Below are 21,238 nucleotides of genomic sequence, written 5' to 3' on the forward strand. Positions count from 1 at the left end.
GCCCGTCTCGTCGCACGGCCACGACGCCGCCGACATCATTCCGCAACGCCTCGAGGACGCCGGCGTAACGCATCACCACGCATCATGCGCCTACCAGCTGTGCGGCCGGGGCGATGCCTGGGGCTGCTTCAAGGATGCAGGCATCCGCGGCTGGACCACCTTCTCCCGCATCGGCAGGCTCACTGGCCTGCCGATGCTGTTTTGTACCAGGGCGTCGAGGACGATGCGCGTTCGTGGCGACCCGCGCGCTGGTCGGCGATAGTGCCGTGGTTCGCGGCCCCGTCCCGGAGGACGCACATCGCCGGCCACACACGCAATGGCGCGCCTGAGCGCGCCATTGCGTCGAGGATACGCCGATGTCGCCAGGCGTCAGGCGACGCCGGCCCCGCCGGTCGCGCCGAACACTTCGCCTGTCAGGTAGCTGCCTTCCTGGCTGGCGAGCAGCACGTACAGCGGCGCGATTTCGACCGGCTGGCCCGGACGCTTGAAGTGCGTCTTCGAGCCGAACTGGGTGACCGCCTCCATCGGTTGGCCGCCGGAGGACTGCAGCGCGGTCCAGAAGGGACCCGGGGCCACCACGTTCGCCCGGATGCCCTTTTCGCTCAGTTGCGCCGCCAATGCCTTGGTGTAGGCGACGATGCCGGCCTTGGTGGTCGCGTAGTCGAGCAGGATCGCCGACGGATCGTACGCCTGGATCGACGCGGTGGTGATCACCGCCGCGCCCGGCGGCAGGTGCGGTACCGCGGCGCGGCAGATCCAGTGCATGGCGTAGAGATTGGTCTTCAGCGTCTTGTCGAAATCCTCGTCGCTCACGTCGCCGATGGCTTCGCGATATTGCTGCCGCCCCGCGTTGATCACCAGGATGTCCAGGCCACCCAGGCCGGCCACCGCTTTATCGACCAATTCCGCGCACCACTGCCGATCGGTGATGTCGCCCGGCAGGCTGATCGCCTTGCGTCCTTCGGCCTCGATGAGGGCGATGACCTCCTGTGCGTCCGAGGTTTCCTCGGCAAGGAAGGAGATGGCCACATCGGCGCCCTCGCGCGCAAACGCGATCGCCGCGGCGCGGCCGATGCCGCTGTCGCCGCCGGTCACCAGTGCCCGGCGGCCCGCCAGCTTGCCCGATCCGCGATAGCTGGTCTCGCCGTGGTCGGGCACCGGGTCCATCTCCGAGGCCTTGCCCGGCACCGGTTGCGGCTGCGGCGGGAACGGCGGCTTGGGGTACTGTTCGCGTGGGTCCTGCATCTTCAGTCGATCGTTCATCGCGTCTTCCTCTTCTTGGCGTGTGGTTGCAGTTTTACCGGGTTGGTTTTCGTGTTCTCGATGCTCGACATCGCCATGATCTGCGCGAGATGGCTCAGTCCTTGCGGAAAGTTGCCAAGGAATCCGCCGGAGTGCGGATCGACCATCTCGCTCAACAGGCCATTGCAGCGATCGAGCGCGTCGTTGAGTTGCGTCAGCCGTTTTTTGGCTTTGGCTTTCTGTCCCAGGCGGGCATAGGCTTCGGCGATCCAGTAGGAGCAGGCGACAAAGCAGCCTTCTTCCTGCGCCATGCCGGAGTAGCGGTAATGGAACGCGCCGGCGCCCAATACGCGGTCGATCGCGTCGAGCGTCGCCAGCAGGCGTTCCTTGCCGTCGAAGCGGAAGCGTGCAGCCAGCGCCACCGACGCATCCAGCTTGTCGCTGCCCGGATACATCACGAACGCCTGTTGCGCATCCGACCAGCAGTGGACTTCGATCCAGTCCTTGATCCTGTCGCGCTCCCGTTCCCAGCGATCGCGACACGTCGTCGGCAGTTGGCCCTGGTCGGCCAGTTCGACGGCCCTGGCCAGCGCCTGCCAGCAGCTGACCTTGGACATGGTGTAGTGCTGCAGTTCGGGCAACTCCCAGATCCCCGAGTCGGCCTTGCGCCAGTGATCTGCGCATTGGTCGGCGAGCCGGGACAGCAGTTCGGCGCTGGAGGCGTCCAGGATGTTGCCGCGGCTCACGAAGCAGTAAGCGGTCTCGAAGATGTCGCCGTAGATGCCGTGCTGGTGCTGCCCACCGGCGATATTGCCCCGCACCACCGGCAATGTGTCGCGGTAGCCGGCGGCCTCCAGTTCGGTGACGTCGGGCACCAGTCCGCCATCCAGGGTGAACACGACTTTCGGGCCATGCCGGCGCAGTTGCCGGATCAGCCAGGTGAACGCGGCCTTCGATTCCGCTTCCAGACCCGCGGCCAGAAATGCCTGGATCGTGTAGCCGGCATCGCGGACCCAGGCGTAGCGATAATCGAAGTTCTTGTCGCCGCCGATGCGTTCGGGCAGCGACGTCGTCGCGGCAGCGGCGATGGCGCCGGAGGGCGAGTAGAGCAGCAACTTGAGCGCAAGCGCGCTGCGCACGAAAAAATCCCGGCCCTCGCGCGGGAAGGTCACGTTCTTCGACCATGCCCGCCATTCCTTGTCGGTCAGATCGATGCGGCTGTCGATCTCCTCGATGGTGGGCGCGACCAGCGGCTCGTCCTCGCCGACGACCAGGGCGATCGTCGCGCGTTGTCCCTTTGCCACGGTGATGTCGCCGCGAACGCCGTGATCCGACCACACGCAGCGTAGCCTGTCGTCGTGGATCATGACGCCAAGCAGGCGGTCGACATGGAACACGGTGTGCGGGCCGATCGCCGCGCAGTAGGGGCTGGCGTTCTGCGCGCGCAGGCTGAATTTAAGCTCCAGCCGGAAGCGCACTTTCCCGCGCTGGCATTCGATGCGGCGTGCAAGCTCGCACCAGGGCAGGCGCCCCGCGTGCCCGCTGTTGAGCGACTCGGTCAGCGTCGCCTGGCCGGAGGTAGTGGTGAATGTGGTGACCAGGACGTTGCTGTCCTTGCGATAGTGCCGCTCGGTGCGGAAAGGCGCGTCCGGCGCAAGCACGAAGTAGCCGCCTTGGTCGGCATCCAGGAGCCGGTCGAACAGTGGCGGGCTGTCCATGTTGGGCGCGCACCACCAATCGATCGATCCGTCCTTCCCGGTCAGGGCGACCGAGCGTCCTTCGCCAAGCGCGCCGTACTGCTCGATCGCCAGTACGCCCTCGCTGCGGTCGACGCTGGAGGTCGCGCGGCGTCGCCGGGCTGTTGTGGTCACGTGCTCAGGCTCCACGCCAGCACGCGTCCAGGCCGCGCCGGGTCGCCGTCGATTCCTGCATGACGTGTCGAGGAAGCATGGGGGCAGGTGCGAAGGGGAGGGCAGCCCGACGGTAGTGGTCCTTCTGCCGAGGCTCGGTGAAGACGGCATGCGCCTGCGCCGGCCTCCACGTGACGTGGACGAAGGCTGGTCCATCGTGCGTCACCGTCATCGAGGTGCGCCATGGGAACACCGGTCCTGTATTTCCTGCACGCCCTCGGCTCGAGCGGGCGCGAGTGGTCTTCGGTGATCGATCTCCTGGGTGCGCGCTTCGACTGCATCGCACTGGATATTCCCGGTTTCGGTGATGCGCCGGCATTGGACCGCCCGGATGTCACGGCGCTGGTCGATTGGTTCGCAGGCGAGGTCGCGCGCGACAGTCCGGATTGCTGGTATGTGGTGGGCCACAGCATGGGCGGAAAGATCGCCACGCTGACCGCCGCGCGCGCCCGCGACGGCGTGGCCGGGCTCGCCGGCTTGGCCGGGGTCGTGCTTGTGGCGGCATCGCCGCCCGCGCCCGAGCCGATGGATGAATCCCGGCGGCAGACCATGTTGTCCTGGTTCGACGGTGCCGTCCCCACGCGGCAGCAGGCCGAGCAGTTCATCGACGACAACTGCGCTGCGCCGTTGCCGACGCCGCCGCGCGACGGTGCCGTCGACGATGTCCTGCGCAGCAGTGCGCGCGCATGGAGCGCCTGGCTCACCCACGGCAGCCGCGAGGACTGCGCGGCGCAGGCCGGCTGCATCGAGGTGCCTGCGCTCGTGGTCGCGGGCAGCGAGGACGGCGATCTCGACGAGACGGCGCAGCGGCGCTGGAACCTGCCGCATTACCGCGATGCGCATCTCACCGTGATGGCGCAGGCGGCGCACCTGATTCCCTATGAGCGACCGCAGGCGCTCGCGGTGTTGATCGCCGCGCATGTCGATGGCACCGCGGCACGCCGGCTGCCCGACGACTTCGTGGCCTTGCTCAACGCCGAGCGTGTCGCCCCGACGATGCGCAAGACGCTGCTGCATCGCCATGCCGGGCCGTCGCGTGCGGCCAAAGGGATCTTGAGCGAGCCCCAGTCCGGCGCGCTGGCCGCGGTGATCGAGCGCGTCCTGGATGGTGCGGGCGACGCCGGCGATATCGCACGCCGCATCGACGTCGATCTCGCCAATGGGGTGGGGGACGGGTGGCGGTTCGCCGACCTGCCGCCCGACCGTCTCGCCTGGCCGATGGGGCTGGATGCGCTGGACGCCTTGTCCGGCGGCTTCGCCGCCTTGCCCGCCCAGGATCGGGACCGCTGGCTGCACGCCATCTCCGTGCACGGGGCAGGCGACTGTCGCGCGTGCGGATGGAGCGCGGCGCAACTCGCCGATTGGTTCGAAGACGTGCGCGCCGAGACGGTTCGGGTCTGGACGAGCCTTCCCGCCACCATGGCGGCCTTGGGTTACGACGGGTTCGCCGTGGGCGGATTGGGCGCGGGCAGTCCCGGTTATCAGGAGACCGCCGCCGGTCGGCGCGAGACCTGGCAGCTATCGCCCAAGGCGCATCCATGACTGCCGCATCGGCCGCCGCGGTGGACGCGGTCGTGGTCGGTAGCGGTGCAGGCGGCGGTCCGTTGGCCGCGCGGCTGGCACAGGCCGGCGTCTCGGTGGCGGTGCTGGAAGCCGGCGCCACGTTCGGCCCGGACGCGCATTGCGCGGACGAACTGGCGACGGACATCTACTGGATGGAAGAACGCCTCAGCGGCGGGCGGACGCCGACCGCGTTCGGCCCGAACAACTCCGGTACGGGGCTCGGCGGATCGACGCTGCACTGGGGCGCGTTCTGCCCGCGCCCGGACCCGCGCGATCTGCAACTGCGAACCCAGACCGGCCAGGGCGAAGACTGGCCGATCCCGCACCCGGAACTGCTGTCCTATCTCCAGCGCGTCGAACGTTTCATCGGCGTGTCCGGGCCGGCGGTCTACCCCTGGGACGGCGAGCGCTGCTATGCGTTCCCGCCGGCCCAGCGCAACGCGCCCGCCGAGGCGATGGAGCGCGGCTGCCGTGCCCTCGGCATCACCGCCGCCGATGCGCCGGCGGCGCTGGTCACCCGCACGCACGAGCAGCCGCATTGGGGCACGCGCGTGGCCTGCAACAACTGCGGTGCCTGTCATCAGGGCTGCAGCAACGGCGCCAAGGTCAGCGTGGACACGACCTGGCTGCCGTTGGCGCGCGCACACGGTGCGGACCTGCGCAGCGATTGCCGGGTTGTCGGCATCGAGCGCAACGGCCTGGGCGCGGTCACCGGCGTGGTCTACCGGCAGGGCGAGCGCGAGTTGCGTCAGCGTTGCGCGGCCTTGTTCCTGTGTGCCGGTGGGGTGGAAACGCCGCGCCTGCTACTGAACCTGGGACTGGCCAACTCCAGTGGACAGGTCGGGCGCAATTTCATGGCGCACGTCGCGACCCAGGTCTGGGGCACGTTCGATATGGACATGCGGATGAACCGCGGCTACCCGTCGTCGCTGATGAGCGAAGACATGCTGCGCCCCGCGCACGCCGGGTTTGCCGGCGGCTATCTGATCCAGAGCCTGGGCGTGCAGCCGGTGACGCTCGCCAACACCCTGGCGCGCGGCGCCGGACGCTGGGGCGCCGCGCTGGTGCGGACCATGACGCGCTACAACCGCCTGGCCGGTATCGGCATCAATGGCGAATGCCTGCCGCAGGACGCCAATCGCCTGACGCTGGCCGACGAGCGCGATGCCTTCGGTCTGCGCAAGGCGCGGGTCGACTTCAGCTACGGCCCAAACGAACAGGCGATCGATGCCCACGCCAGACGCACGCTGCAGGCGATCTGGGAGGCGGCCGGCGCCGAGGACATCTTCGCTGCCGCGCGCTCGGCGCACACGCTCGGCACCTGCCGCATGGGCCGCGATCCCGCGCAGGCCGTGGTCGATGCGGACGGTCGTTCGTTCGACATCGACAATCTCTACGTCTGCGACAACTCCGTCTTTCCCAGCGCATTGGCGGCCAATCCGGCCCTGACGCAGATGGCACTCGGCCTGCGCACGGCCGAGCGGTTTCTCGCCCACTAGGCGGTTGCTTCCCCTTCACCTAACGAGGAAAACGACATGGACCTTGGAATCAACCAGCGGATTGCCCTGATCAGTGGCGCCGACTCGGGCATGGGCAAGGAAACCGCCCGCCAACTGCTGCAGGCCGGCGTGCGTGTGGCGATCACCGACCGTGCGGACGGCACGCTCGATCAGGCGCTGTCCGAGCTGTCGGGCCTGGGCGAGGTCATCGCCGTGGCAGGCGACGTGACGCGTGCGCAGGATGTGGCGAACATCTGGGCGCAGGTCCGGGCGCAGTTGGGCGATCCGGATATCTACGTCAACGCGGCCGGTGTCACTGGCGCGACCGGCGACTTCCTCGACGTGAGCGATGCGGGATGGCTGGAAACGCTGGACATCAACCTGATGGGCGCGGTGCGGATGTGCCGCGAAGCGATTCCCGCGATGCGTCGAAACGGCTGGGGGCGGATCGTCCTGTTCGCATCCGAGGACGCCGTGCAGCCCTACGTGGACGAACTGGCCTACTGCGCGTCGAAGGCGGGCATCCTGAGCCTGGCCAAGGGCCTGTCCAAGGCCTACGGCGGTGACAACGTGCTGGTCAACACGGTGTCGCCCGCGTTCATCCATACCCCGATGACCGACGCGATGATGCACAAACGCGCCAAGGAGAAGGGCATCACCTTCGATGAAGCGGTGTCGTCGTTCCTGGACGAGGAGCGTCCCGGCATGGTGCTCAAGCGCCGTGGTCGACCGGAAGAGGTGGCGGCGGCGGTCGCGTTTCTGTGCTCCGAGCGCGCCAGCTTCATCAATGGCGCCGGGATCCGGGTCGATTCGGGATCGGTGCAGACCATCGCGGGGTGAGTCGTACGAGGCACACCGCGTGATTGCTGCTGTCGACGCGGCTAACGCGACAGCAGTTTGGCCTTCTGCGCCTGGAACTCGGCATCGGTGAGCAGGCCTTTCTTCCGTAGGTCGTCGAGCTTCAGCAGTTCGGCGTATAGATCGGACTGCGCGCCGAGTGCGCGCGGCGCATCGCCGGTTGCGGCCGGCGATGCCGCGCTCGCGCTCACCTCGATCTGCATGTCGGCTTGCGGCTGTAACCCGACGGTCTCAACGGAACCTTGCGGAACTAGACGGAACTGATACTCGACGTACGGCCACTGGCCTGGTCCACCTGCGTCCACCGCTTCCACTGCCACTGGTACGCTTGCATGTTCTTGGCGGAGGCGAACGCGTTGGCGGCCAGAAGCGCCTTGCGCTTGGTCGTCGCAGCGCTGGCGAAGATGCCGGCGTGGTTCTTGACCGTCACCATCCACACGCCGGGTGATACCTGCACAAACTCTGGCTCACCGGCCTGCGCGGTGCCGACCAGCGCCATCCATAGCATGGACACGAAAAGAATGCGTTTCATGGGCCTTCCTCAGCGAGTGATCGCGGCGCCTGGTAAGGCTGCTGGGCCGTTCCCGCTCATCATGGCATGCGACCGCGTGATCGACCGAGTCAAGGTTGGCGGACGGGCGCTTTGCATAGGGGCCGTCCCGCGTGTCGCCGGCCAGCATCAGGCACAAAAAAAGCCGGAAATCTCGATGCAATCGGGATTCCAGCTTTGTTTGCACGTCCATGGACGTTTGGATGGTGGAGGTGGGCTCTACCGTAAAAATACTGTAAGGCTTTGATTTGAAAAGGTAGCGGCAGATGGTTCGGGTGTCGATACCCCCAGCGCTACCCCCGGATCATGCGGCCTTGTCGCGCTGCTCAATCCGCGCGGCCATCCATTCCTCTACCTCCGATTCTACCCATGCCGACAGGGAGCCTCCCAGCGGTACCGGCTTGGGGAAGGTGCCGGCTCGAATTCGATCGTACAGGGTGGACTTGGACAGGCCCGTGCGCCGCTTCACGTCCGGCAAACGGAGGAAACGACGCGGCTCCGGCGGGGTGCGGTCTTGTTCAGCCATTTTGGTTCTCCAGCAGGTACTGCGGGTCGATGTTCCAGCCGGCCTCGCGTGCGCCCAGCAGGCGCAGCTCGGCGGCGTCGTGCTCGTCAAGGCGTAGGAATGCTGCAGCGGCGTCGATGTGTGCGGGCGAAAAGGCCCGGCTGTCGCAGAACATGTCGTAGACCGTCTGCGGCTTGCACTGCCACGGCCCGGCCAGGTCCTGCATGCGGTGGCCTTCCTCGCGCAGATGCTGGCGCAGGATCTGCCGCACCGTGGCCTTTCCGCGCGGAACGCGGATCGGGCGTCCACGTACTGCCATCCCGTTGTTGCGGGCCTGGCGGGGAAGGGCGTGCTGGCGCTCAGCCATGGCTGCCGCCCTCCGGCGCAGTCTGCGCCTCTTGCGGCAGGAGCTTCTGGTGCTGGACATGCTCGATCACGGTCTGGCCGCTGGGCAGCAGGATGTGCGACAGGAACGCGGCCTCGAACGTCAGCATGCCAATCTCGATGGCCGTGACCTGGCCTTTCACCCAGTCACGCAGGATCGAATAGACAGCGACGCCGCCGATCCGCAACGCCTTGGCTTCGTGGTCGGCACGTGTCGCGCGGACGCGCGGGCCATAGGGGTGCGCCTTGAGCCAGGCGGCGGCATAGCCGCTGGCGCTGGCCTTGAGCTGGACCTGCCGTCCGCGGTGCTCGAACTGGATGAACAGTTCGCCAGTCTCGTAGTCCTCGCCAGTGGCGAAGCGCTGGCAGCCGAAGGCGCGCAGCATCTTCTGGATCTCGTTGATCGCGTTGTTGCCGCTGGTGGCGTTCTCGTAGGGAAGGGCCATCACGGCACCTCCGGTGCCGGCGCGGCGGAGATAGCGGCGTCCCACGCCTGACGCGCCTCGTCCAGAGACCTGCGCTCGTCGTCGGTAAGGTGCTCGCGTTGCGCGAGGTTGTAGGCGCAGTTCGAGAGCATCGCGCCGGCGCGCCGCACTTCGGCCAACGCCCGCGCATGCTCTACCTGCAGCTCGATCCATCCGGCGACCAGGGCGTCGTAGACGCGATTCGGAATCCCAGCGTACTCGCCGGCATTGCACGCTGCGGCCATGGCGCGCTGCAGGGCTTCGGGGGTCAGGGTCTTGGTCGTGCTCATGGTGCAATGTCCTTCGGCGCTGTGCGCCAGCGGTTGATGAGGCGCCGCCACCAGGTCGAGCGCAGCCGCTCGTTCTCGGCGCGGAGCCGGATATTCTCTTCGGTGATGCTGGCCAGGTGCTGACGCAGCACGTCCTTGGTCGGCTGCTTGAGCCGGCGCGGCGGGCGCGGGAAAAGCTGGCCCGTCATGCGGCTTCCTTCATCAGTGCGCGCACCAGCGCCTTGGCAGTCCGGTTCGGCACCGCGTTCCCGATCTGCTTGGTGATCTGGGTGGCGTTGCCAGCGAAGTCGTACACCTCGCCCTCGTCGTCGAAGCTCGTGGCCCTGGCCAGCTCGCGCCAGTGCAGCATCCGGTAGTTCACGTCGATCCGCACCTCGTCGGCGACCTCGCCCGCCGGCGTGGCCAGGCCAAGCTCGCCTCGGTTCGCACCGGTGATGGTGGGCAGTGGGTCGTCCATTCCGTGCGTGCGCGTGTCGCCGTGGTGCGTGACCGGCAGGGCGAAGGGCTGAGCGATCGACACCTCGTTCGACGTGGTCAGCGCAGGCAGCGGGCTGTCGACGTCGATCACGCGGCTCGCTGGGTCGCGGCCGTCGCTGTCGCCATGCCCGGCGCGCATCAGCACCGGCTCGGCCAGGCCGAAGCGCGCCTTCGTCGACACGGTCGGCACCGGCTTGTCCACCGACGTCGACGTCTGGCCAGATCCGCGGCCGTAGTACGGCGCCACCAGCGGCAACGCGACGCCCTGGTCGCCGCCCTTCGCGGTCGTGACCGTGCGAATGGGCTCGTCGGCCGACCGCGGCACGCCGGCGCTGCTGCTGTTCGACACCGGCACGATCAGCGGATCTGCCAGGAAGCCGCCGCCAGCGGTGCAGATGGTCGGCAGGGGCTCGTCGATCGGGCGCGAGGTGCGGCCGCCATCGCTGTTCGTCCGCATCACGATCAGCGGCTCGACCAGCTGCGGTCGTGCGCAGCCTGGGCGCGCGCCGCCGGCGCCGCCGGTGGTGATAGTCGGCAGCGGCTCGTCTAGATCCCGCGCAGCGCCGCCGCTGGCGGTGGCCAGCACCAGGCCCAGGCCTTCGGGCTGCACCAGGCCAAGCTCGATCGCCTCGGCCCGGCTGAAGATCAACCGCGGCGTCATGCCGTCGAGCAGCGCCTGCAGTGCGTCGACGTAGGGCTGGGGCCAGCGGTATTTCACGGCGCCCGCTAGGATGCGGCGGATCGTGTTGGGCTTCAGCGGCTTCGGCCGGGTGAAGATGCTGGTGCCGGTCATCGTCCAGTCGATCACCTCGCGCGCGCCGCGCCACTTCTGGCGTATGCCCAGCAGGTCGACGGTGCCAGATCGGGCATGCGTTGGTTCGGGCCATTCCAGCGGGCCGCGATCACTGCGGCCGATCAGGAAGAGCCTGCGGCGTGTGGTCGGGTCGCCGTAGTCCGCGCAGCACAGCACCCGGTAGTCGACCCGAAAGCCGACGGCCTGCAGGGCCGCGATCCACGCCTGGAAATATTCCCCGCGCCTGGACTTGATCGGCCGGCCGGTGACCAGGCTGCACGGACCCCAATCGACGAACTCGGGCACGTTCTCGATCAGGATGCGGCTGACGCGGAGCTCTGTGCACCAGCGCACGACGTGCCAAGGGTCCATCCGCTGCTGATCGTGCACCGGCCTGCCGCCGCGTGCGCGGGAGTGGAACACGCACGACGGCGCCGCCATCAGCAGGTCGAGCCTGCCCTCGGGGACGTGGTCGAGCGGCAGCGCCGTCTCGAGGTTCGCGCAGGTGATGCGGTCAGCGTGCTCGCGGTGGTTGCGCCTGTTCGTTTCGATGGCGATGGGCCAATGGTTCGCGCCGACCAGGCTCATGGCCAGATCGAGTTCACGCATGGCGCGCTGGGCACCGTTGGACAGGCCACCGGCTCCGCAGAATAGATCGGCCACCAGCTTGGTGCGCTGGCGCGCGCCGCGGTTCGGTTGGATCTGCGGGATATGGGAGCCGTCAGCCACGGCGCACGTCCCGCTGCGCATCGTCGCGCAACTGCTGCAGCGCCGGCAGCACATTGAGGCGGACCAGCTCGTCGCCGGCGGCGGCCTCGCGTGCGCGCTCGACGGCCCATTGCAACGCGGCCAGTCGGTCGTTCTGGTGGATGCTGGTCATGGCAGAATCGCTCAAAAGGAAAAGGGGGTTCGAATGGAATGGATGTATGGGGTGTTTCAGTGCGCGCCTTTGAGCAAGACGTGCGTGTTGGAATGGAATTCGGTAGCGGCCATCGGGGGATGGGCGTCTGCGGTTGCCACCTTGCTTGCCGTCGTGCTCCCGTATCGGCGCGAAGTCAGACGCGGACGCTATCGGTCGTATGTCGCGATGCGGGCTTTCCGGGATAGTCTCCAGCGCCTTTCGCAACGGCTCGACGGCGCTTCGAGCATTAGAGGCACCTTGATTGACGGCGACTTCCACCCGAGCGGGGTTGAAGTCGAGGCGCTTCTGGGAATGCCGGTAGAGATTCCTCTTTTTGACCTTGATCCCGAACTTGATGACGTGCTCAACGCCATTTCTGTGCTGAGGCGTCGCATTGGCGCATGGGAGCAGATAGTTGAGTTTCTGAAACTCGGGCCTAATGAGAACCCGCTGGCGCCGCGCGGTGGATTTTCCCAGAGGCTCAAGAACCTTGCGCCGATGCTCGACGAGTTGACCACAGAGATTCATGAAGCCATCGAAGCTGCTGAAACAGCGATCGACAGCACGAAGTTTGGTCCGCGCAGGCGGTAGCTGAGCGTGGCCGTGCAAGCTGTGCTGGCCGTTGCTCACGCTGCGCTCCGCTGCCCGAACATGGTGGCCAGGTCGATCTCGTCGACCTTGTCGCGCAGCTTGTGGCGCCCGCGGCGGAGGTCGTTGGCGATGTCCCGGCGTGCGGCGGCGACGTGGAAGGTGTGCATCGAGCAGTGCAGCGCGCCGCTCAGGTCGCGACGGAACAGGCGATAGGTGACGGTCTGCTCGCTGGGCAGCACGCGGCCCCAGCTAAAGCCGCCATTGCGCGGCGGAGCGCGGCGGGTGAAGGGGCGGATCATCCTTCGACACCCTCATAGCCGCCCCACGGATCAGGGCGAGAACCGATTCCCCACGTTTCCCGCACCCACAGCCGGTCGCCGGGCTGGCCGTAGGGGCAGAGGCGCCAGTGCCCTGCAGCCATCCCGCGACCAGTCAGCGAGGGGCCGTTGGGCAACCAGCGCCCCGAGCCGCCGGCATCTGGAACAATCTCGGTGATTGGCCAGCTCGGGAGATCCTTCACCAAGCGCCGCGTCTGCGTCTTCTTCCCGACCAGGATGGCGCGCACCATCGCGCCGTTGAACAGGATCGGTCGTTCTTTCACGCTGCATTCCTCAGTGGTGTTCCGCGCTCGACCCAGCCATGCCAGATCGAGACGGTGTTGTTCAGCCGGACCTGCACCGGGTCCACGCGGACCGGCGCCAGCGGCGCGCGGGTGCGCTGCACGTCGTTGTCGCAGAGCCGGCATGCGCCGCGCCGCTTGCCGCCTGCCCAGTTGAACTGGCTTTCTGCCAGACGGCGCTCGCAGTGGGTGCAGGTCCGGAGCATCACGCGGCCGCCTTGGTGATGGCCTGCGCCAGCCGGCGCTGCATGGCATCGACCATCGCCGGCAGGCGCGTAGCGTCGTACAGCTTTGCCGCGCGCTCGGTGCCGACCGGCTGGAAGCCCAGCTCGGCCAGGCCGTCGGCGCTGATCGATAGCGGCGCGATGAGCGCATTGATCTCGCCCAGGCGCAGCTTGCGTGACGGCGAGCTGGCCGCCGGCGGTGCGGCGGGTGCGGAGAAGGCGAGAGCGGGTGACTGCATGGGCGCAGGGGCTGCCACGGTCTGCGGCTGGGCCGGCGGCGCGGGCTGTCCCTGCTCGGCGCGCAGCGCACGCTCGCGTGCTTCCTCCGCCTCGCGGTCCGCCCTCTCCTGGGCCAGCCGCGCGGCCTCGGCCTCCTGCAGCTGGCGCTGAGCGCGCGCCTCCTCCTCGGCGCGGATCTTCTCGCGCTCGGCCTCGCGCCGGGCCTGCTCGCGCTGCTGGTGCTCGGCGATGCGGGCGGTGACCAGGTTGCGCAGATCTTCCGGCGTCTTCGCCGCGCACAGCTGCACGCGGTCGGGGAAGAGCGCCGCGTAGTCGCCCATCTCCATCTCGAGCACGTGCACACACGCGCGGACGCGGTCTGCCTGCTGGCTTGCGGTGATCTTGGCATTGGCCGCGGCGGTGCCGACGGCGTCGTGCATGCTGGCCAGCGACTTCTTACCCTTGATCGCCCCGCCCATGTCCATCACCAGCGACTGCGGCGGTTGGATGCGGTGCTGGCCCAGGGTGGCGTTGATCGCGTCGTAGTGGTCGCGCACGGCGCGCACGCCGGCTTCCACGATCTGCTGGCGCCGATTGTCCTTCTCCGCCTTGACGGCCTTCTCCAGCGCCAGACGCGCGGCGCGGATCGCCTCGCTGATCGAGCCAGCGGTGCGCAGCAGCTTGTCCACGTCCACCATCTCGCCCAGCGCGGCATCCTGCGCGGCCTTGATGCGGGATTCCGCCTCCGAGCACGCCTTCACCGCGGCGTCGGCATCGGCGAAGTCCTGATCGGTCTGCAGGTCCGCTGGCTTCGGCAGCTGCGCCAGGAACGCGTCGGCGTTGGCCTTGAACGCTTCCAGGTTGGAGGCCAGCACGCGCCCCTCCACGCGGATCGACAGTGCGCCGAAGCCGGCGACCGGCGACGGGACCACCGCGGCCTTGGCCGGCTCCAACTCGTACGCGGCGACGTCGGCCTCGAACTGCTCCCAGCCGGCGATCAGGCGCGCGCGCAGCTCCGGGTTCGGCGTGTACCAGCAGTGCCGTTCCTCGACCAGCTCGTCGCCGCTCCACTTCGACGCCATGAACAGCACGCGCTCGGCGCCGGACACCATGCACTGGTGCTCCATCTGCACCTGGTAGTGCAGGGGCAGGTCGGTGCCGGTGCAGCCTTCGCGCATCGCCGCGCGCAGCGTGTCGTTGAGCGCCTTGTGCTCGAACGCCTCGTCCTCCAGCAGCTTCAGGCCGTCGAAGCTGGCGGAGTACTTGCCCTCCACGCCGACGCACGGGTACAGCTCGTCGCCGATGATCTTCTCGGCCAGCGGCCGCGCCAGGTCTTCGGCCCGGTGGCCCTCGGCGAAGCGCTGCAGCGTCGCGGCGTCGTGCTCTTCGCCGATGCCAGTCGCAAACTCGCGCACCAGCTGCGCGCGCGTCTTGTACGGGCTGCAGCCGAGCATCGCCGGCGCGTCGCTGGCGTTGAGGTGGCTGGCGCGGTGGGCATGCCATTCCGGCGTGCCCTGGATCAAACTGACGGTGCGCATGATCAGCCCTCCACCGCGGCGTCGCTGGCGCCGCTAGCCGGGCCGGCTTCATCGCCCTGGCGCTCGCTCTCGTCGCTGTCCTTCGGGGGATTGCGAATCTCCTTCAGCTGCTCGGCCGTGAAGCGCACCTTCGTCTGCAGCGTGGCGATCAGGTCGTCGGCCGTCTTCTTGCCGCTGGCGATGATGTCCCACCACTTCGGCAGGTTCGCCGCGAAGTCGGCTTCCGAGTACAACGGCAGCTGCTTCTCGGTCTGGCCTTCGCCCGCGCCGTGGCCGGCGGCAGCCGCGGCAGCGCCGGCCTGCGGGATGTCCATGAGCTCTTCGGCGATCGGCATGCCCTTCAGCACGTCGGGGAAGACGTCGCGCAGCGCGAAGGCACGAGCGCGCATCTGCCGCATGCGCTTCGGGTACTGCGTCCACGGTCCCTGCTTGCCAGACAGCCCGGCAGCCTTGGCGTCGTCGACGCTGAAGGTCCGGACCTCTTCGCCCTCGCCGCGGCGCTTCACGCGGCACGTCGCAGTCTTTCCGTCGTCGGTCTCGGTGATGTACTCGCACAGCGGCGAACTGCGAACCAGCGCAATGACGGCGTCGCCCCACAGCCCGGCGCGACCGTTGATCACCGCGATGTTCTGCAGCGCCTGCAGTGGCTTCAGGCCCAGCTCGGCGCCCCACTGGATGGCGATCAGGCAGTTCGCCGGCTTGCCCTTGAAGTCCTTGGGCACCAGGTCGCTCTCGGCAAGGTAGTCGCAGAAGGTCAGAGCCTGGTCGAACGTCTGCGGGCTGAGGTCGAACTGCTGGCGCGGCTGCGCGGTGAGCGCGGCCTGCTGGTTCTGCGGGATCACGGTTACGTTGCTCACTGCGGTCTCCGGCCGGCTGCGCCGGCGTCATGGGAATGGGTGCCGGCACAGGGCGCCGCCGGCTGGCGTTGGGATAGGTGCCGGTTACGTCTCCGGCGCGGGGCTCTCACCGCCGTGTTGCCCAGTTCGGGGATGGCCATGGCCTTTCCCTCTGCTGTCCTCTGCTTTGCTTTCACGCCCAACTGTCTTGCCAGAGGCTTCCAGGCGGCCGGTCTTTCCCGACTGCATAGGCTTGTGGCCTTCCGCTCCTTCTTGCGCACGTATCGGCGGTGCGGGCGGTTCCCTTCCTGCCTTTAACGTCTGCCGTTGCTTTCCTGGCAATGCGCGGTGCGTTCGCGTCCGTGGACTACCTGCCACGGCTCAGGTATCGCTCAGGCTGCCTGCTGCTCCTCGGCGACCTTGGTGTACGGGTACTGCTGCGGGAACGGCTTGATGAACTGGGCGAAGTGCTTGCCCAGCGACTCGGCCGCCTTGAACGCCGCGAAGTCGGCGGCGGTGAAGTTGGCGTAGTGATACAGCGACCCCGGGCCGCGGTTCGCGCCGTAGCCCTTCGTGAAGCGGATAGCCAGCGTGTTCGTCTCGGGGTCGTGGCCGATGGAATGGATCTGGCTGGACTCGACGTCCACCAGCTCGATGCGCGCGGCAGAGGGGGCGCTCATGGTCACGCGGCCTTGCGCTGGAACTCGCCCAGCGAAGCGGTGCGCTGCTCGCCGCCGACGGTGTAGTGCACGGTGTGGCCGCGGCCCTGCGCCTTCAGCGCGGTGACCTTGGCCTTCTCCTCGCCTACGACGGCGCGGCCGCGGCGGGTCTTCAGCGTGTACGTCTTGCCCTTCTCGATTTGCATGGTGCGATCCTCTGGTGGTGGTGCCGGGGAAGCGCCCGGCGCGCGTGGAAGTTGCGGCGCCGACGCGGCGCGCGCGGTCAGGCCGCTTTCTTGCCGGCTTCGATGAGGCTCGCGGCTTCCGCCTCGGCGTCGGCGGCGTCCTGGGCGTCGAGCGTGTCGCCCTCGCTGAGGTCCGGCTCCTGCGCCGCGCGCTTCGGCGGCGTCAGCGTCAGCAGCACGTCCTCGCGGATGAAGGCGGCCGACAACTCGCTGATCTCGTCGGCGTCGACCTCGGCGGACGCGGTGAACGACATCGCGACGCTGCCGCCTTCCTTCGGCTCGATCACGAAGCGCTTCAGCTTCACGTCGACCAGCACCACCGGATCGCCGGCTTCCAGCATGCCGGCCAGCTCCAGCTCGTACCCGGTCAGCTCGTGGTTGAGCTTCAGCGGCTCCAGCGCCGGGTGCTTCACCTGGGTCAGCGCGGCGTGGCCGATCTGGGGCAGCTCCTGCTGCTCGCCGCTGCCCGGCTTGCGGAAGAGGTCCGCGCGCAGCGTCGGGTCGAACGAGTCCAGCGCCTCGTTGCTGACGCTCAGGACGAACTTGATGTCTGCGGCGAGCTGGCGCTCCTCGCCGTGCCGCTGGATGCGCTGGTTGACGTTGGCGATGGACGCCTCGTGCTTGTCGAGTTGGAACATGGGAACCTCATCGGTAGTGCCGGCCGCGCCGGCGGGGATCAGCGGACGCCGCGGCGCGGCTGTTCGGGGAACTCGGCCGTTGCCGGCGGATTGGGGCGAAGGAACGCGGTGCCGCGGCGCTGCCGACGCGCAGCGCGCCATGCGCTTCGGGTGGCGATCAGCGCCAGCACCAGCAGCGCGGCGACGAACGGCACGAGCGTCCAGGCCTCGACGACGAAGCAGCGGCGGAGCATGTCGCCGAAGAAGCCGACGGCGATGCCGCAGATCAGGAGGCGGAGGAGGGCGCCGGCGCGCATCAGCGCACCGCCATCACGAGCAGGGCGAACAGCACGCCGGCGCAGAACGAGCACGCGCCGATCAGGAACAGGCCTTCCGCTTCCTCGCGGATCGGCGGGATGTCTTCGAAGTGATCCATGGTCAGGCGGCCTCCGGGCCGTGGTCGTCGTCGTTGGTCTGCATGCGGGCACGCCGCGCGCGCTCCGCAAGTTCGTTGCGGACCGCCTGGCTGCAGCCGCTGCGCAGGAAGTCGCGTTCCGCCTGGCGCCGGTTCCAGCCGGCCTGCTCGGCGGTGTCCCCGACGCTCCGGTACCTGTACTGGTCGTGGTCGGACTGGATCGGGAACAGCACGACATGGCCGCTCATTGCGCACCGCCATTGGCGAGCTGCGCCTGGATGACGATGATCTCGCCCACGCAGCGCGCCAGGACCGCACGCAGAATTGCCGGATCGGCCGGTGGGTTGTCGCCGCTCAGCGCCTGATAGATATCTTCGAGCGGCCCGTAGCAGTAGTCGGCCATGTTCATGCCGCGGCCCTCCACGGCTGGGCCGGCGCGGTGCGCGGCGCGACTTCGTAGACCGTCCGCAGGTGCTGCACAGCCTCAAGCCGCGTGCAGCCCACGTCCTCCATCCGACCGGCGATCGACGAAGCCAGGTAGTCGGCCTGAACCCGGCGCAGGATCTCGGCCAGGCCAGCGTCGTTCCCCGAGGCAAGGTGGCCGGCCAGCAGCGCGTGCTGCTCCGTCGTCAGCTCGCCCAGCGCCTCGGCGAAGACCGCGCCGGACGCCTGCAGGTCCAGCGCCAGCGCATCGGCGCGCGCATCGGCCCGCTCGATCCGGCAGCAGGTCGCGCAGCCGCAGTGCCTGTCGTACTTGTGGGTTGCCATGGTCCCGTCTCCGTGCCCTCGTGGGCTGACGTAGACACTCTATGGGATGCCATAACTGCATGTCAATGGGATTCCATAGTTTTCCGTAGACAAGCATCTGCGCAACGGCGGGGACTGGCCGCAAGGAGCGCAACCCCTTGATGTTTCAAGAAACGCGGAACTCGATCGGTTGGCGCCCCGTGTGTTGGCATTGCTGCAGGCCCTACGAATGAACTGTCTGCGCAGTGTCGGGCACGAGTTGGTAAGCTCGCTGCTCGATCAGGGGGAGCAGGGAAGCCCAATGGGCGAAGAGCCAGTCAAGTTCAGGGACACCGAGATATCGACCGCCGATGCTGTCGCCTTTTTGAATTCGTTTGGCCCTGCAGGCCTTTGCCCGGTGTGCAAGTCGCCGAACTGGCTGGTGAACTTCACCCCTGGGGAGGGGCTTTACGTGGAACTGCGGACGCAGGGGCCGCTTGAGGGTTCTGCTTACGGGCTCGCTGTCTACTTTGTAGTCTGCGACCGGTGCGGCTACGTCCGGACACACACGATGGCAGCGCTTGCTGATTGGAAAAGCAAGCAGGGCAAGGAGGCCTCAGAATGAACGTTTCGCACCTGCGACCTGCAAATGAGGGGGCCTCGGCATTCAGCCATAGGGGCCCCAATTCAGTTGAAAAGGGCGGTGGAGGGGGCCATGATGGGGGCATGGAAGCACGCGTTGCCAAGCTCGAAGCGGTAGTTCCGACGCTCGCCACAAAGTCGGATGTCGAGGCTGTGCGCGCGGATCTGCACAAGGTTTCGAGCGAGATGAAGGGTTGGTTTGTTGCGACGGCGGTCCTGGTGCTGGTTGGGCTATCCACGATCGCGAACATCATGATCTCAAATGTTCGCTCGCTAGCGGACAAGGGAAGTGCAACTCCCACTGCTGCCGCGCCATACATCATCCAGGTGCCTGCGGCCCCCGCTCAGCCCCCGCCTGCGCCGGTGAACAAACAGCCATAGCCGCGTTGAAGATTGCCCCGCTCCTGCGGGGTTTTCTTTGCCCGGTGCTGGACGGCTCGGGAAGCCGTAAGCTGGCGATGCCCGCACGGCGCGGGCTTGGCCAATTCAAGGAGATGGCGATGAATACGGTGCTGCAGGGCGCTTCTGTGCGGAGGATGGTTATAGGACTGTTGGTGGCCGGTGTTCCGGCAGCTGCGTTCGCATGTTGTCCTTCGGGCGGCAGCGGGTCGCCGGGCTCTGTGCCCGCAGCGAAGGGGCTGGGCGAAAGCGCACCGCAGGCCGCGAATCTATCGGCGGACCCGGAATGGGGTGTCTACGAGTTCGCGAGGGACGGCATCAACTATCTGCAGATCAATGACAGCCGAGGTGCAGTCCGCGCCGCCGTCGGTCGGATCGATGCGACCGCATGGGTGATGCCCATGGGCTCGGATGTTGATCGCGTGACCGTGGCAGCTAGCAGCTCGGCCGGCACCGTCGTCTACACGTCGGATCGATTCGTCGTCAGGGCGTTGAAGGGCAGCGACGGCGTGAGCTGGATCATCGTGCCGGTTTCCAGCCGCTGATCGACGTCTTCGGTCAGGGTCAGCACTACACGCGTGCGGCGGCGCTTGAATGCTCCGCCGTAAGCTTCAACCTTCGCTCGTAGCTGGATCTCAGCATTTCTCTGGGTATCGCCATCGACGAGCAACTGCATAGCCGTCGCAGATCGGACGCTGATCGAGATTCCGCGTCGGCGACCCAGCTTCCACGTACGAAGCTGCAGGCGCTTCAAGCCCGGCGGTAGAAGGTCTATGGCATGCGTAATGCTGCGATGTGCCGCAAGCTGTAGAGCAAGGGAGTGTTTCGCCGCGCCGCCCTTGAGCGACACCGTCTCAACGTCCCGATACGCTATCCCCACGAACTCGCCTGACTGCAGAAGCTCGAAAAGGCCCACGCTGTCCAGATCCAGAGGGTAGATGGACACGACCTGCTCGAAGAGCATGCGGCTGTTGTTGAAGCCCAGCGTGTTGGCCTGAAGAGCAAGCCCATAGCGACCTTGTGCTTTTAGGTGCAACACGATGTCGCGCCAACCTGCGTCGGCCTCCACTTGCGCATCGGCGATTGACTGCGCGCGTTCGCGCAGTAGCATTTCCGCCGACACGTGGTTCCACCTGGCCAGCTTCAGAGCATCCTGCTTTGCACGCTGCAGCCGAGCGCCATTTTCGTACTCGCTCGAGACGGTCGAGCCAAGTACCAGCAACACGGTTCCGATGACCGCCAACGACTGCTGTGCCACGAACACCAGCAGGTCTTTGTTCCCGAGCAAGCCAGTATCGGGTATGGAAAATCCCAGAGACAGGATGGCAACGAGTGTGCCGAGCGCGGCGCCTCTCCAGCCATGCCTGAAACAGAGCACGATGGGCGGAACCAGCATGGTGCCCAGCAGGAACAGGCGCTCCCACGACGTCGCCGCGAGTTGAAGTGCGCCATAAGCAGCCAGCGTCCCCAGCACGGCCACTATCGCGTCCCGCGTGAACTTGGGCGGCACGTGGCTGCGCGCCTTGCGCTTGAACCAAAGCAGCACCGGCAGCGTGGCTACAGTGATGGCCAGATACTGGCCTACGCCGAAGCGATAGATGTACGACGCGAGGTCATCGTCTACCGGGCCGCCGAACGTCCAATTCAATGCTGTGCTGGCTGACACGCCCCAAAAGGCTATCCCGATCAGCATAAGCGGAAGCCACCGCTCGCTCGTAAGCGATCCCATGAAACGTGCTCGAGCCAGCAAAGGGCCGAGCGAGACGATTGGGCAGAGCAACAACGATGTCGCCCAGGCCCACATCGGGCTCGCGCCCAGATGCGCCGAAATCGGAAGCCGAATGCCGAGCATGGCGACCGCGTCGCCGGCGAAGATTGCGGGCCAGAATCGATAAGGCGTGAATAGCAGTGCTGCGACGCGAAGGCCGGCAGGCAGATAGAACTGATCTTCGGAACTCACCCAGGCTAGACGAAACGCAACAGCGTAGAGCGCCGCTCCGAGCATGGCCCGCACCACATGTTTCGTCCCGTGACCCATGCTCTGACCTTCAGTCCTTGATGGTCAAATTACC

31 protein-coding genes are annotated in these 21,238 nt (G+C 67.3%); 7 read left to right on the plus strand and 24 right to left on the minus strand.

Features of this window, described 5'->3' with window-relative positions:
* Positions 1 to 369: 369 nt before the first annotated feature.
* Both AC1PK7_RS08960 and AC1PK7_RS08965 read right to left on the minus strand, forming a co-directional pair.
* Entirely contained in the window at positions 370 to 1,263 is an 894-nt protein-coding gene (locus tag AC1PK7_RS08960) for an SDR family oxidoreductase (RefSeq protein ID WP_481100530.1), read from the minus strand.
* Positions 1,260 to 3,113: a glycoside hydrolase family 15 protein gene (locus AC1PK7_RS08965; RefSeq protein ID WP_481100531.1), complete on the minus strand. Its 1,854-nt coding sequence runs from the start codon at positions 3,111 to 3,113 to the stop codon at positions 1,260 to 1,262. Before AC1PK7_RS08965 ends, AC1PK7_RS08960 begins: the two co-directional genes overlap by 4 nt.
* A 222-nt stretch (positions 3,114 to 3,335) precedes the next feature.
* On the opposite strand from AC1PK7_RS08965, the gene AC1PK7_RS08970 reads away from it, so the two are divergent.
* Genes AC1PK7_RS08970 through AC1PK7_RS08980 form a run of 3 tightly spaced genes read left to right on the plus strand, consistent with a single transcriptional unit; the run spans position 3,336 to position 7,054 of the window.
* Positions 3,336 to 4,694: an alpha/beta hydrolase gene (locus AC1PK7_RS08970; protein WP_481100532.1), complete on the plus strand. Its 1,359-nt coding sequence runs from the start codon at positions 3,336 to 3,338 to the stop codon at positions 4,692 to 4,694.
* Positions 4,691 to 6,214: a GMC family oxidoreductase gene (locus AC1PK7_RS08975; RefSeq protein WP_481100533.1), complete on the plus strand. Its 1,524-nt coding sequence runs from the start codon at positions 4,691 to 4,693 to the stop codon at positions 6,212 to 6,214. Before AC1PK7_RS08970 ends, AC1PK7_RS08975 begins: the two co-directional genes overlap by 4 nt.
* A gap of 36 nt (positions 6,215 to 6,250) precedes the next feature.
* Positions 6,251 to 7,054: an SDR family NAD(P)-dependent oxidoreductase gene (locus AC1PK7_RS08980; RefSeq protein WP_420009644.1), complete on the plus strand. Its 804-nt coding sequence runs from the start codon at positions 6,251 to 6,253 to the stop codon at positions 7,052 to 7,054.
* A 41-nt stretch (positions 7,055 to 7,095) separates the two neighbouring features.
* Here AC1PK7_RS08980 and AC1PK7_RS08985 read toward each other — a convergent pair whose 3' ends face one another.
* From AC1PK7_RS08985 to AC1PK7_RS09025, 9 genes are all read right to left on the minus strand, one after another.
* Positions 7,096 to 7,275 (minus strand): SHOCT domain-containing protein, encoded by a 180-nt coding sequence (locus AC1PK7_RS08985; protein ID WP_481100534.1) that lies wholly within the window; start codon positions 7,273 to 7,275, stop codon positions 7,096 to 7,098.
* 47 nt (positions 7,276 to 7,322) lie between these two features.
* Positions 7,323 to 7,604, minus strand: a complete 282-nt coding sequence (locus tag AC1PK7_RS08990) for a hypothetical protein (RefSeq protein ID WP_481100535.1) — start codon at positions 7,602 to 7,604, stop codon at positions 7,323 to 7,325.
* Between the two features lie 322 nt (positions 7,605 to 7,926).
* The gene (locus tag AC1PK7_RS08995; protein WP_481100536.1) at positions 7,927 to 8,148 is read right to left on the minus strand and encodes a helix-turn-helix transcriptional regulator; all 222 of its coding nucleotides are present in this window, start codon (positions 8,146 to 8,148) and stop codon (positions 7,927 to 7,929) included.
* Complete coding sequence (locus AC1PK7_RS09000) at positions 8,141 to 8,494, minus strand: hypothetical protein (protein WP_481100537.1); 354 nt, start codon at positions 8,492 to 8,494, stop codon at positions 8,141 to 8,143. Before AC1PK7_RS09000 ends, AC1PK7_RS08995 begins: the two co-directional genes overlap by 8 nt.
* Complete coding sequence (locus AC1PK7_RS09005) at positions 8,487 to 8,957, minus strand: hypothetical protein (RefSeq protein ID WP_481100538.1); 471 nt, start codon at positions 8,955 to 8,957, stop codon at positions 8,487 to 8,489. Before AC1PK7_RS09005 ends, AC1PK7_RS09000 begins: the two co-directional genes overlap by 8 nt.
* Positions 8,957 to 9,265, minus strand: a complete 309-nt coding sequence (locus tag AC1PK7_RS09010; RefSeq protein ID WP_481100539.1) for a hypothetical protein — start codon at positions 9,263 to 9,265, stop codon at positions 8,957 to 8,959. The genes AC1PK7_RS09005 and AC1PK7_RS09010 overlap by 1 nt, the downstream gene beginning before the upstream one ends.
* Positions 9,262 to 9,453: a hypothetical protein gene (locus tag AC1PK7_RS09015; RefSeq protein WP_481100540.1), complete on the minus strand. Its 192-nt coding sequence runs from the start codon at positions 9,451 to 9,453 to the stop codon at positions 9,262 to 9,264. The genes AC1PK7_RS09010 and AC1PK7_RS09015 overlap by 4 nt, the downstream gene beginning before the upstream one ends.
* Positions 9,450 to 11,264, minus strand: coding sequence for a DNA cytosine methyltransferase (locus AC1PK7_RS09020; RefSeq protein ID WP_481100541.1), 1,815 nt, complete (start codon positions 11,262 to 11,264; stop codon positions 9,450 to 9,452). The genes AC1PK7_RS09015 and AC1PK7_RS09020 overlap by 4 nt, the downstream gene beginning before the upstream one ends.
* Positions 11,257 to 11,415, minus strand: coding sequence for a hypothetical protein (locus tag AC1PK7_RS09025; protein ID WP_481100542.1), 159 nt, complete (start codon positions 11,413 to 11,415; stop codon positions 11,257 to 11,259). Before AC1PK7_RS09025 ends, AC1PK7_RS09020 begins: the two co-directional genes overlap by 8 nt.
* Before the next feature lie 33 nt (positions 11,416 to 11,448).
* Here AC1PK7_RS09025 and AC1PK7_RS09030 point away from each other — a divergent pair, with 33 nt between their 5' ends.
* Positions 11,449 to 12,027: a hypothetical protein gene (locus AC1PK7_RS09030; RefSeq protein ID WP_481100543.1), complete on the plus strand. Its 579-nt coding sequence runs from the start codon at positions 11,449 to 11,451 to the stop codon at positions 12,025 to 12,027.
* A gap of 35 nt (positions 12,028 to 12,062) precedes the next feature.
* On the opposite strand, the gene AC1PK7_RS09035 is transcribed toward AC1PK7_RS09030, so the two are convergent.
* From AC1PK7_RS09035 to AC1PK7_RS09090, 12 genes are all read right to left on the minus strand, one after another.
* Complete coding sequence (locus AC1PK7_RS09035; RefSeq protein WP_481100544.1) at positions 12,063 to 12,326, minus strand: hypothetical protein; 264 nt, start codon at positions 12,324 to 12,326, stop codon at positions 12,063 to 12,065.
* Positions 12,323 to 12,628 (minus strand): hypothetical protein, encoded by a 306-nt coding sequence (locus AC1PK7_RS09040; protein ID WP_481100545.1) that lies wholly within the window; start codon positions 12,626 to 12,628, stop codon positions 12,323 to 12,325. The genes AC1PK7_RS09035 and AC1PK7_RS09040 overlap by 4 nt, the downstream gene beginning before the upstream one ends.
* Complete coding sequence (locus AC1PK7_RS09045) at positions 12,625 to 12,852, minus strand: hypothetical protein (protein ID WP_481100546.1); 228 nt, start codon at positions 12,850 to 12,852, stop codon at positions 12,625 to 12,627. Before AC1PK7_RS09045 ends, AC1PK7_RS09040 begins: the two co-directional genes overlap by 4 nt.
* Positions 12,852 to 14,627, minus strand: a complete 1,776-nt coding sequence (locus AC1PK7_RS09050; protein ID WP_481100547.1) for a lambda-exonuclease family protein — start codon at positions 14,625 to 14,627, stop codon at positions 12,852 to 12,854. The genes AC1PK7_RS09045 and AC1PK7_RS09050 overlap by 1 nt, the downstream gene beginning before the upstream one ends.
* 2 nt (positions 14,628 to 14,629) lie before the next feature.
* Positions 14,630 to 15,484 carry a recombinase RecT gene (locus AC1PK7_RS09055; RefSeq protein WP_481100548.1) on the minus strand — a complete coding sequence of 285 codons (855 nt, stop codon included), beginning with the start codon at positions 15,482 to 15,484 and terminating at the stop codon, positions 14,630 to 14,632.
* A gap of 371 nt (positions 15,485 to 15,855) precedes the next feature.
* Entirely contained in the window at positions 15,856 to 16,143 is a 288-nt protein-coding gene (locus tag AC1PK7_RS09060) for a KTSC domain-containing protein (RefSeq protein WP_481100549.1), read from the minus strand.
* A gap of 2 nt (positions 16,144 to 16,145) precedes the next feature.
* Entirely contained in the window at positions 16,146 to 16,328 is a 183-nt protein-coding gene (locus AC1PK7_RS09065) for a hypothetical protein (protein WP_481100550.1), read from the minus strand.
* A 77-nt stretch (positions 16,329 to 16,405) separates the two neighbouring features.
* Positions 16,406 to 17,005 carry a hypothetical protein gene (locus AC1PK7_RS09070; protein ID WP_481100551.1) on the minus strand — a complete coding sequence of 200 codons (600 nt, stop codon included), beginning with the start codon at positions 17,003 to 17,005 and terminating at the stop codon, positions 16,406 to 16,408.
* 38 nt (positions 17,006 to 17,043) lie between these two features.
* Positions 17,044 to 17,301 carry a hypothetical protein gene (locus AC1PK7_RS09075; protein ID WP_481100552.1) on the minus strand — a complete coding sequence of 86 codons (258 nt, stop codon included), beginning with the start codon at positions 17,299 to 17,301 and terminating at the stop codon, positions 17,044 to 17,046.
* Between the two features lie 121 nt (positions 17,302 to 17,422).
* Entirely contained in the window at positions 17,423 to 17,647 is a 225-nt protein-coding gene (locus AC1PK7_RS09080; protein WP_481100553.1) for a hypothetical protein, read from the minus strand.
* Positions 17,644 to 17,808, minus strand: coding sequence for a hypothetical protein (locus AC1PK7_RS09085; RefSeq protein ID WP_481100554.1), 165 nt, complete (start codon positions 17,806 to 17,808; stop codon positions 17,644 to 17,646). Before AC1PK7_RS09085 ends, AC1PK7_RS09080 begins: the two co-directional genes overlap by 4 nt.
* The gene (locus AC1PK7_RS09090) at positions 17,805 to 18,167 is read right to left on the minus strand and encodes a hypothetical protein (RefSeq protein WP_481100555.1); all 363 of its coding nucleotides are present in this window, start codon (positions 18,165 to 18,167) and stop codon (positions 17,805 to 17,807) included. The genes AC1PK7_RS09085 and AC1PK7_RS09090 overlap by 4 nt, the downstream gene beginning before the upstream one ends.
* 208 nt (positions 18,168 to 18,375) lie before the next feature.
* On the opposite strand from AC1PK7_RS09090, the gene AC1PK7_RS09095 reads away from it, so the two are divergent.
* The 3 genes from AC1PK7_RS09095 to AC1PK7_RS09105 all read left to right on the plus strand — a co-directional run bounded on the left by AC1PK7_RS09095 (position 18,376) and on the right by AC1PK7_RS09105 (position 19,711).
* Positions 18,376 to 18,750: a hypothetical protein gene (locus AC1PK7_RS09095; protein WP_481100556.1), complete on the plus strand. Its 375-nt coding sequence runs from the start codon at positions 18,376 to 18,378 to the stop codon at positions 18,748 to 18,750.
* 101 nt (positions 18,751 to 18,851) lie between these two features.
* Positions 18,852 to 19,148 (plus strand): hypothetical protein, encoded by a 297-nt coding sequence (locus AC1PK7_RS09100; RefSeq protein WP_481100557.1) that lies wholly within the window; start codon positions 18,852 to 18,854, stop codon positions 19,146 to 19,148.
* 119 nt (positions 19,149 to 19,267) lie between these two features.
* Entirely contained in the window at positions 19,268 to 19,711 is a 444-nt protein-coding gene (locus AC1PK7_RS09105) for a hypothetical protein (RefSeq protein WP_242081073.1), read from the plus strand.
* On the opposite strand, the gene AC1PK7_RS09110 is transcribed toward AC1PK7_RS09105, so the two are convergent.
* Positions 19,627 to 21,204: an MASE1 domain-containing protein gene (locus AC1PK7_RS09110; protein ID WP_481100558.1), complete on the minus strand. Its 1,578-nt coding sequence runs from the start codon at positions 21,202 to 21,204 to the stop codon at positions 19,627 to 19,629. The genes AC1PK7_RS09105 and AC1PK7_RS09110 overlap by 85 nt on opposite strands.
* Between the last annotated feature and the right edge of the window lie 34 nt (positions 21,205 to 21,238).

The organism is Xanthomonas sp. NCPPB 3174 (genome assembly GCF_056725205.1).

Coding starts and splice junctions, on each gene's coding strand:
- AC1PK7_RS08960 (WP_481100530.1), bottom strand. CDS start 1,263: ATGAACGATCGACTGAAGATGCAGGACCCACGCGAACAGTACCCCAAG.
- AC1PK7_RS08970 (WP_481100532.1), top strand. CDS start 3,336: ATGGGAACACCGGTCCTGTATTTCCTGCACGCCCTCGGCTCGAGCGGG.
- AC1PK7_RS08975 (WP_481100533.1), top strand. CDS start 4,691: ATGACTGCCGCATCGGCCGCCGCGGTGGACGCGGTCGTGGTCGGTAGC.
- AC1PK7_RS08980 (WP_420009644.1), top strand. CDS start 6,251: ATGGACCTTGGAATCAACCAGCGGATTGCCCTGATCAGTGGCGCCGAC.
- AC1PK7_RS08985 (WP_481100534.1), bottom strand. CDS start 7,275: ATGCAGATCGAGGTGAGCGCGAGCGCGGCATCGCCGGCCGCAACCGGC.
- AC1PK7_RS08990 (WP_481100535.1), bottom strand. CDS start 7,604: ATGAAACGCATTCTTTTCGTGTCCATGCTATGGATGGCGCTGGTCGGC.
- AC1PK7_RS08995 (WP_481100536.1), bottom strand. CDS start 8,148: ATGGCTGAACAAGACCGCACCCCGCCGGAGCCGCGTCGTTTCCTCCGT.
- AC1PK7_RS09000 (WP_481100537.1), bottom strand. CDS start 8,494: ATGGCTGAGCGCCAGCACGCCCTTCCCCGCCAGGCCCGCAACAACGGG.
- AC1PK7_RS09005 (WP_481100538.1), bottom strand. CDS start 8,957: ATGGCCCTTCCCTACGAGAACGCCACCAGCGGCAACAACGCGATCAAC.
- AC1PK7_RS09010 (WP_481100539.1), bottom strand. CDS start 9,265: ATGAGCACGACCAAGACCCTGACCCCCGAAGCCCTGCAGCGCGCCATG.
- AC1PK7_RS09015 (WP_481100540.1), bottom strand. CDS start 9,453: ATGACGGGCCAGCTTTTCCCGCGCCCGCCGCGCCGGCTCAAGCAGCCG.
- AC1PK7_RS09025 (WP_481100542.1), bottom strand. CDS start 11,415: ATGACCAGCATCCACCAGAACGACCGACTGGCCGCGTTGCAATGGGCC.
- AC1PK7_RS09030 (WP_481100543.1), top strand. CDS start 11,449: ATGGAATGGATGTATGGGGTGTTTCAGTGCGCGCCTTTGAGCAAGACG.
- AC1PK7_RS09035 (WP_481100544.1), bottom strand. CDS start 12,326: ATGATCCGCCCCTTCACCCGCCGCGCTCCGCCGCGCAATGGCGGCTTT.
- AC1PK7_RS09045 (WP_481100546.1), bottom strand. CDS start 12,852: ATGCTCCGGACCTGCACCCACTGCGAGCGCCGTCTGGCAGAAAGCCAG.
- AC1PK7_RS09050 (WP_481100547.1), bottom strand. CDS start 14,627: ATGCGCACCGTCAGTTTGATCCAGGGCACGCCGGAATGGCATGCCCAC.
- AC1PK7_RS09060 (WP_481100549.1), bottom strand. CDS start 16,143: ATGAGCGCCCCCTCTGCCGCGCGCATCGAGCTGGTGGACGTCGAGTCC.
- AC1PK7_RS09065 (WP_481100550.1), bottom strand. CDS start 16,328: ATGCAAATCGAGAAGGGCAAGACGTACACGCTGAAGACCCGCCGCGGC.
- AC1PK7_RS09070 (WP_481100551.1), bottom strand. CDS start 17,005: ATGTTCCAACTCGACAAGCACGAGGCGTCCATCGCCAACGTCAACCAG.
- AC1PK7_RS09075 (WP_481100552.1), bottom strand. CDS start 17,301: ATGCGCGCCGGCGCCCTCCTCCGCCTCCTGATCTGCGGCATCGCCGTC.
- AC1PK7_RS09080 (WP_481100553.1), bottom strand. CDS start 17,647: ATGAGCGGCCATGTCGTGCTGTTCCCGATCCAGTCCGACCACGACCAG.
- AC1PK7_RS09085 (WP_481100554.1), bottom strand. CDS start 17,808: ATGAACATGGCCGACTACTGCTACGGGCCGCTCGAAGATATCTATCAG.
- AC1PK7_RS09090 (WP_481100555.1), bottom strand. CDS start 18,167: ATGGCAACCCACAAGTACGACAGGCACTGCGGCTGCGCGACCTGCTGC.
- AC1PK7_RS09095 (WP_481100556.1), top strand. CDS start 18,376: ATGAACTGTCTGCGCAGTGTCGGGCACGAGTTGGTAAGCTCGCTGCTC.
- AC1PK7_RS09100 (WP_481100557.1), top strand. CDS start 18,852: ATGGAAGCACGCGTTGCCAAGCTCGAAGCGGTAGTTCCGACGCTCGCC.
- AC1PK7_RS09105 (WP_242081073.1), top strand. CDS start 19,268: ATGAATACGGTGCTGCAGGGCGCTTCTGTGCGGAGGATGGTTATAGGA.
- AC1PK7_RS09110 (WP_481100558.1), bottom strand. CDS start 21,204: ATGGGTCACGGGACGAAACATGTGGTGCGGGCCATGCTCGGAGCGGCG.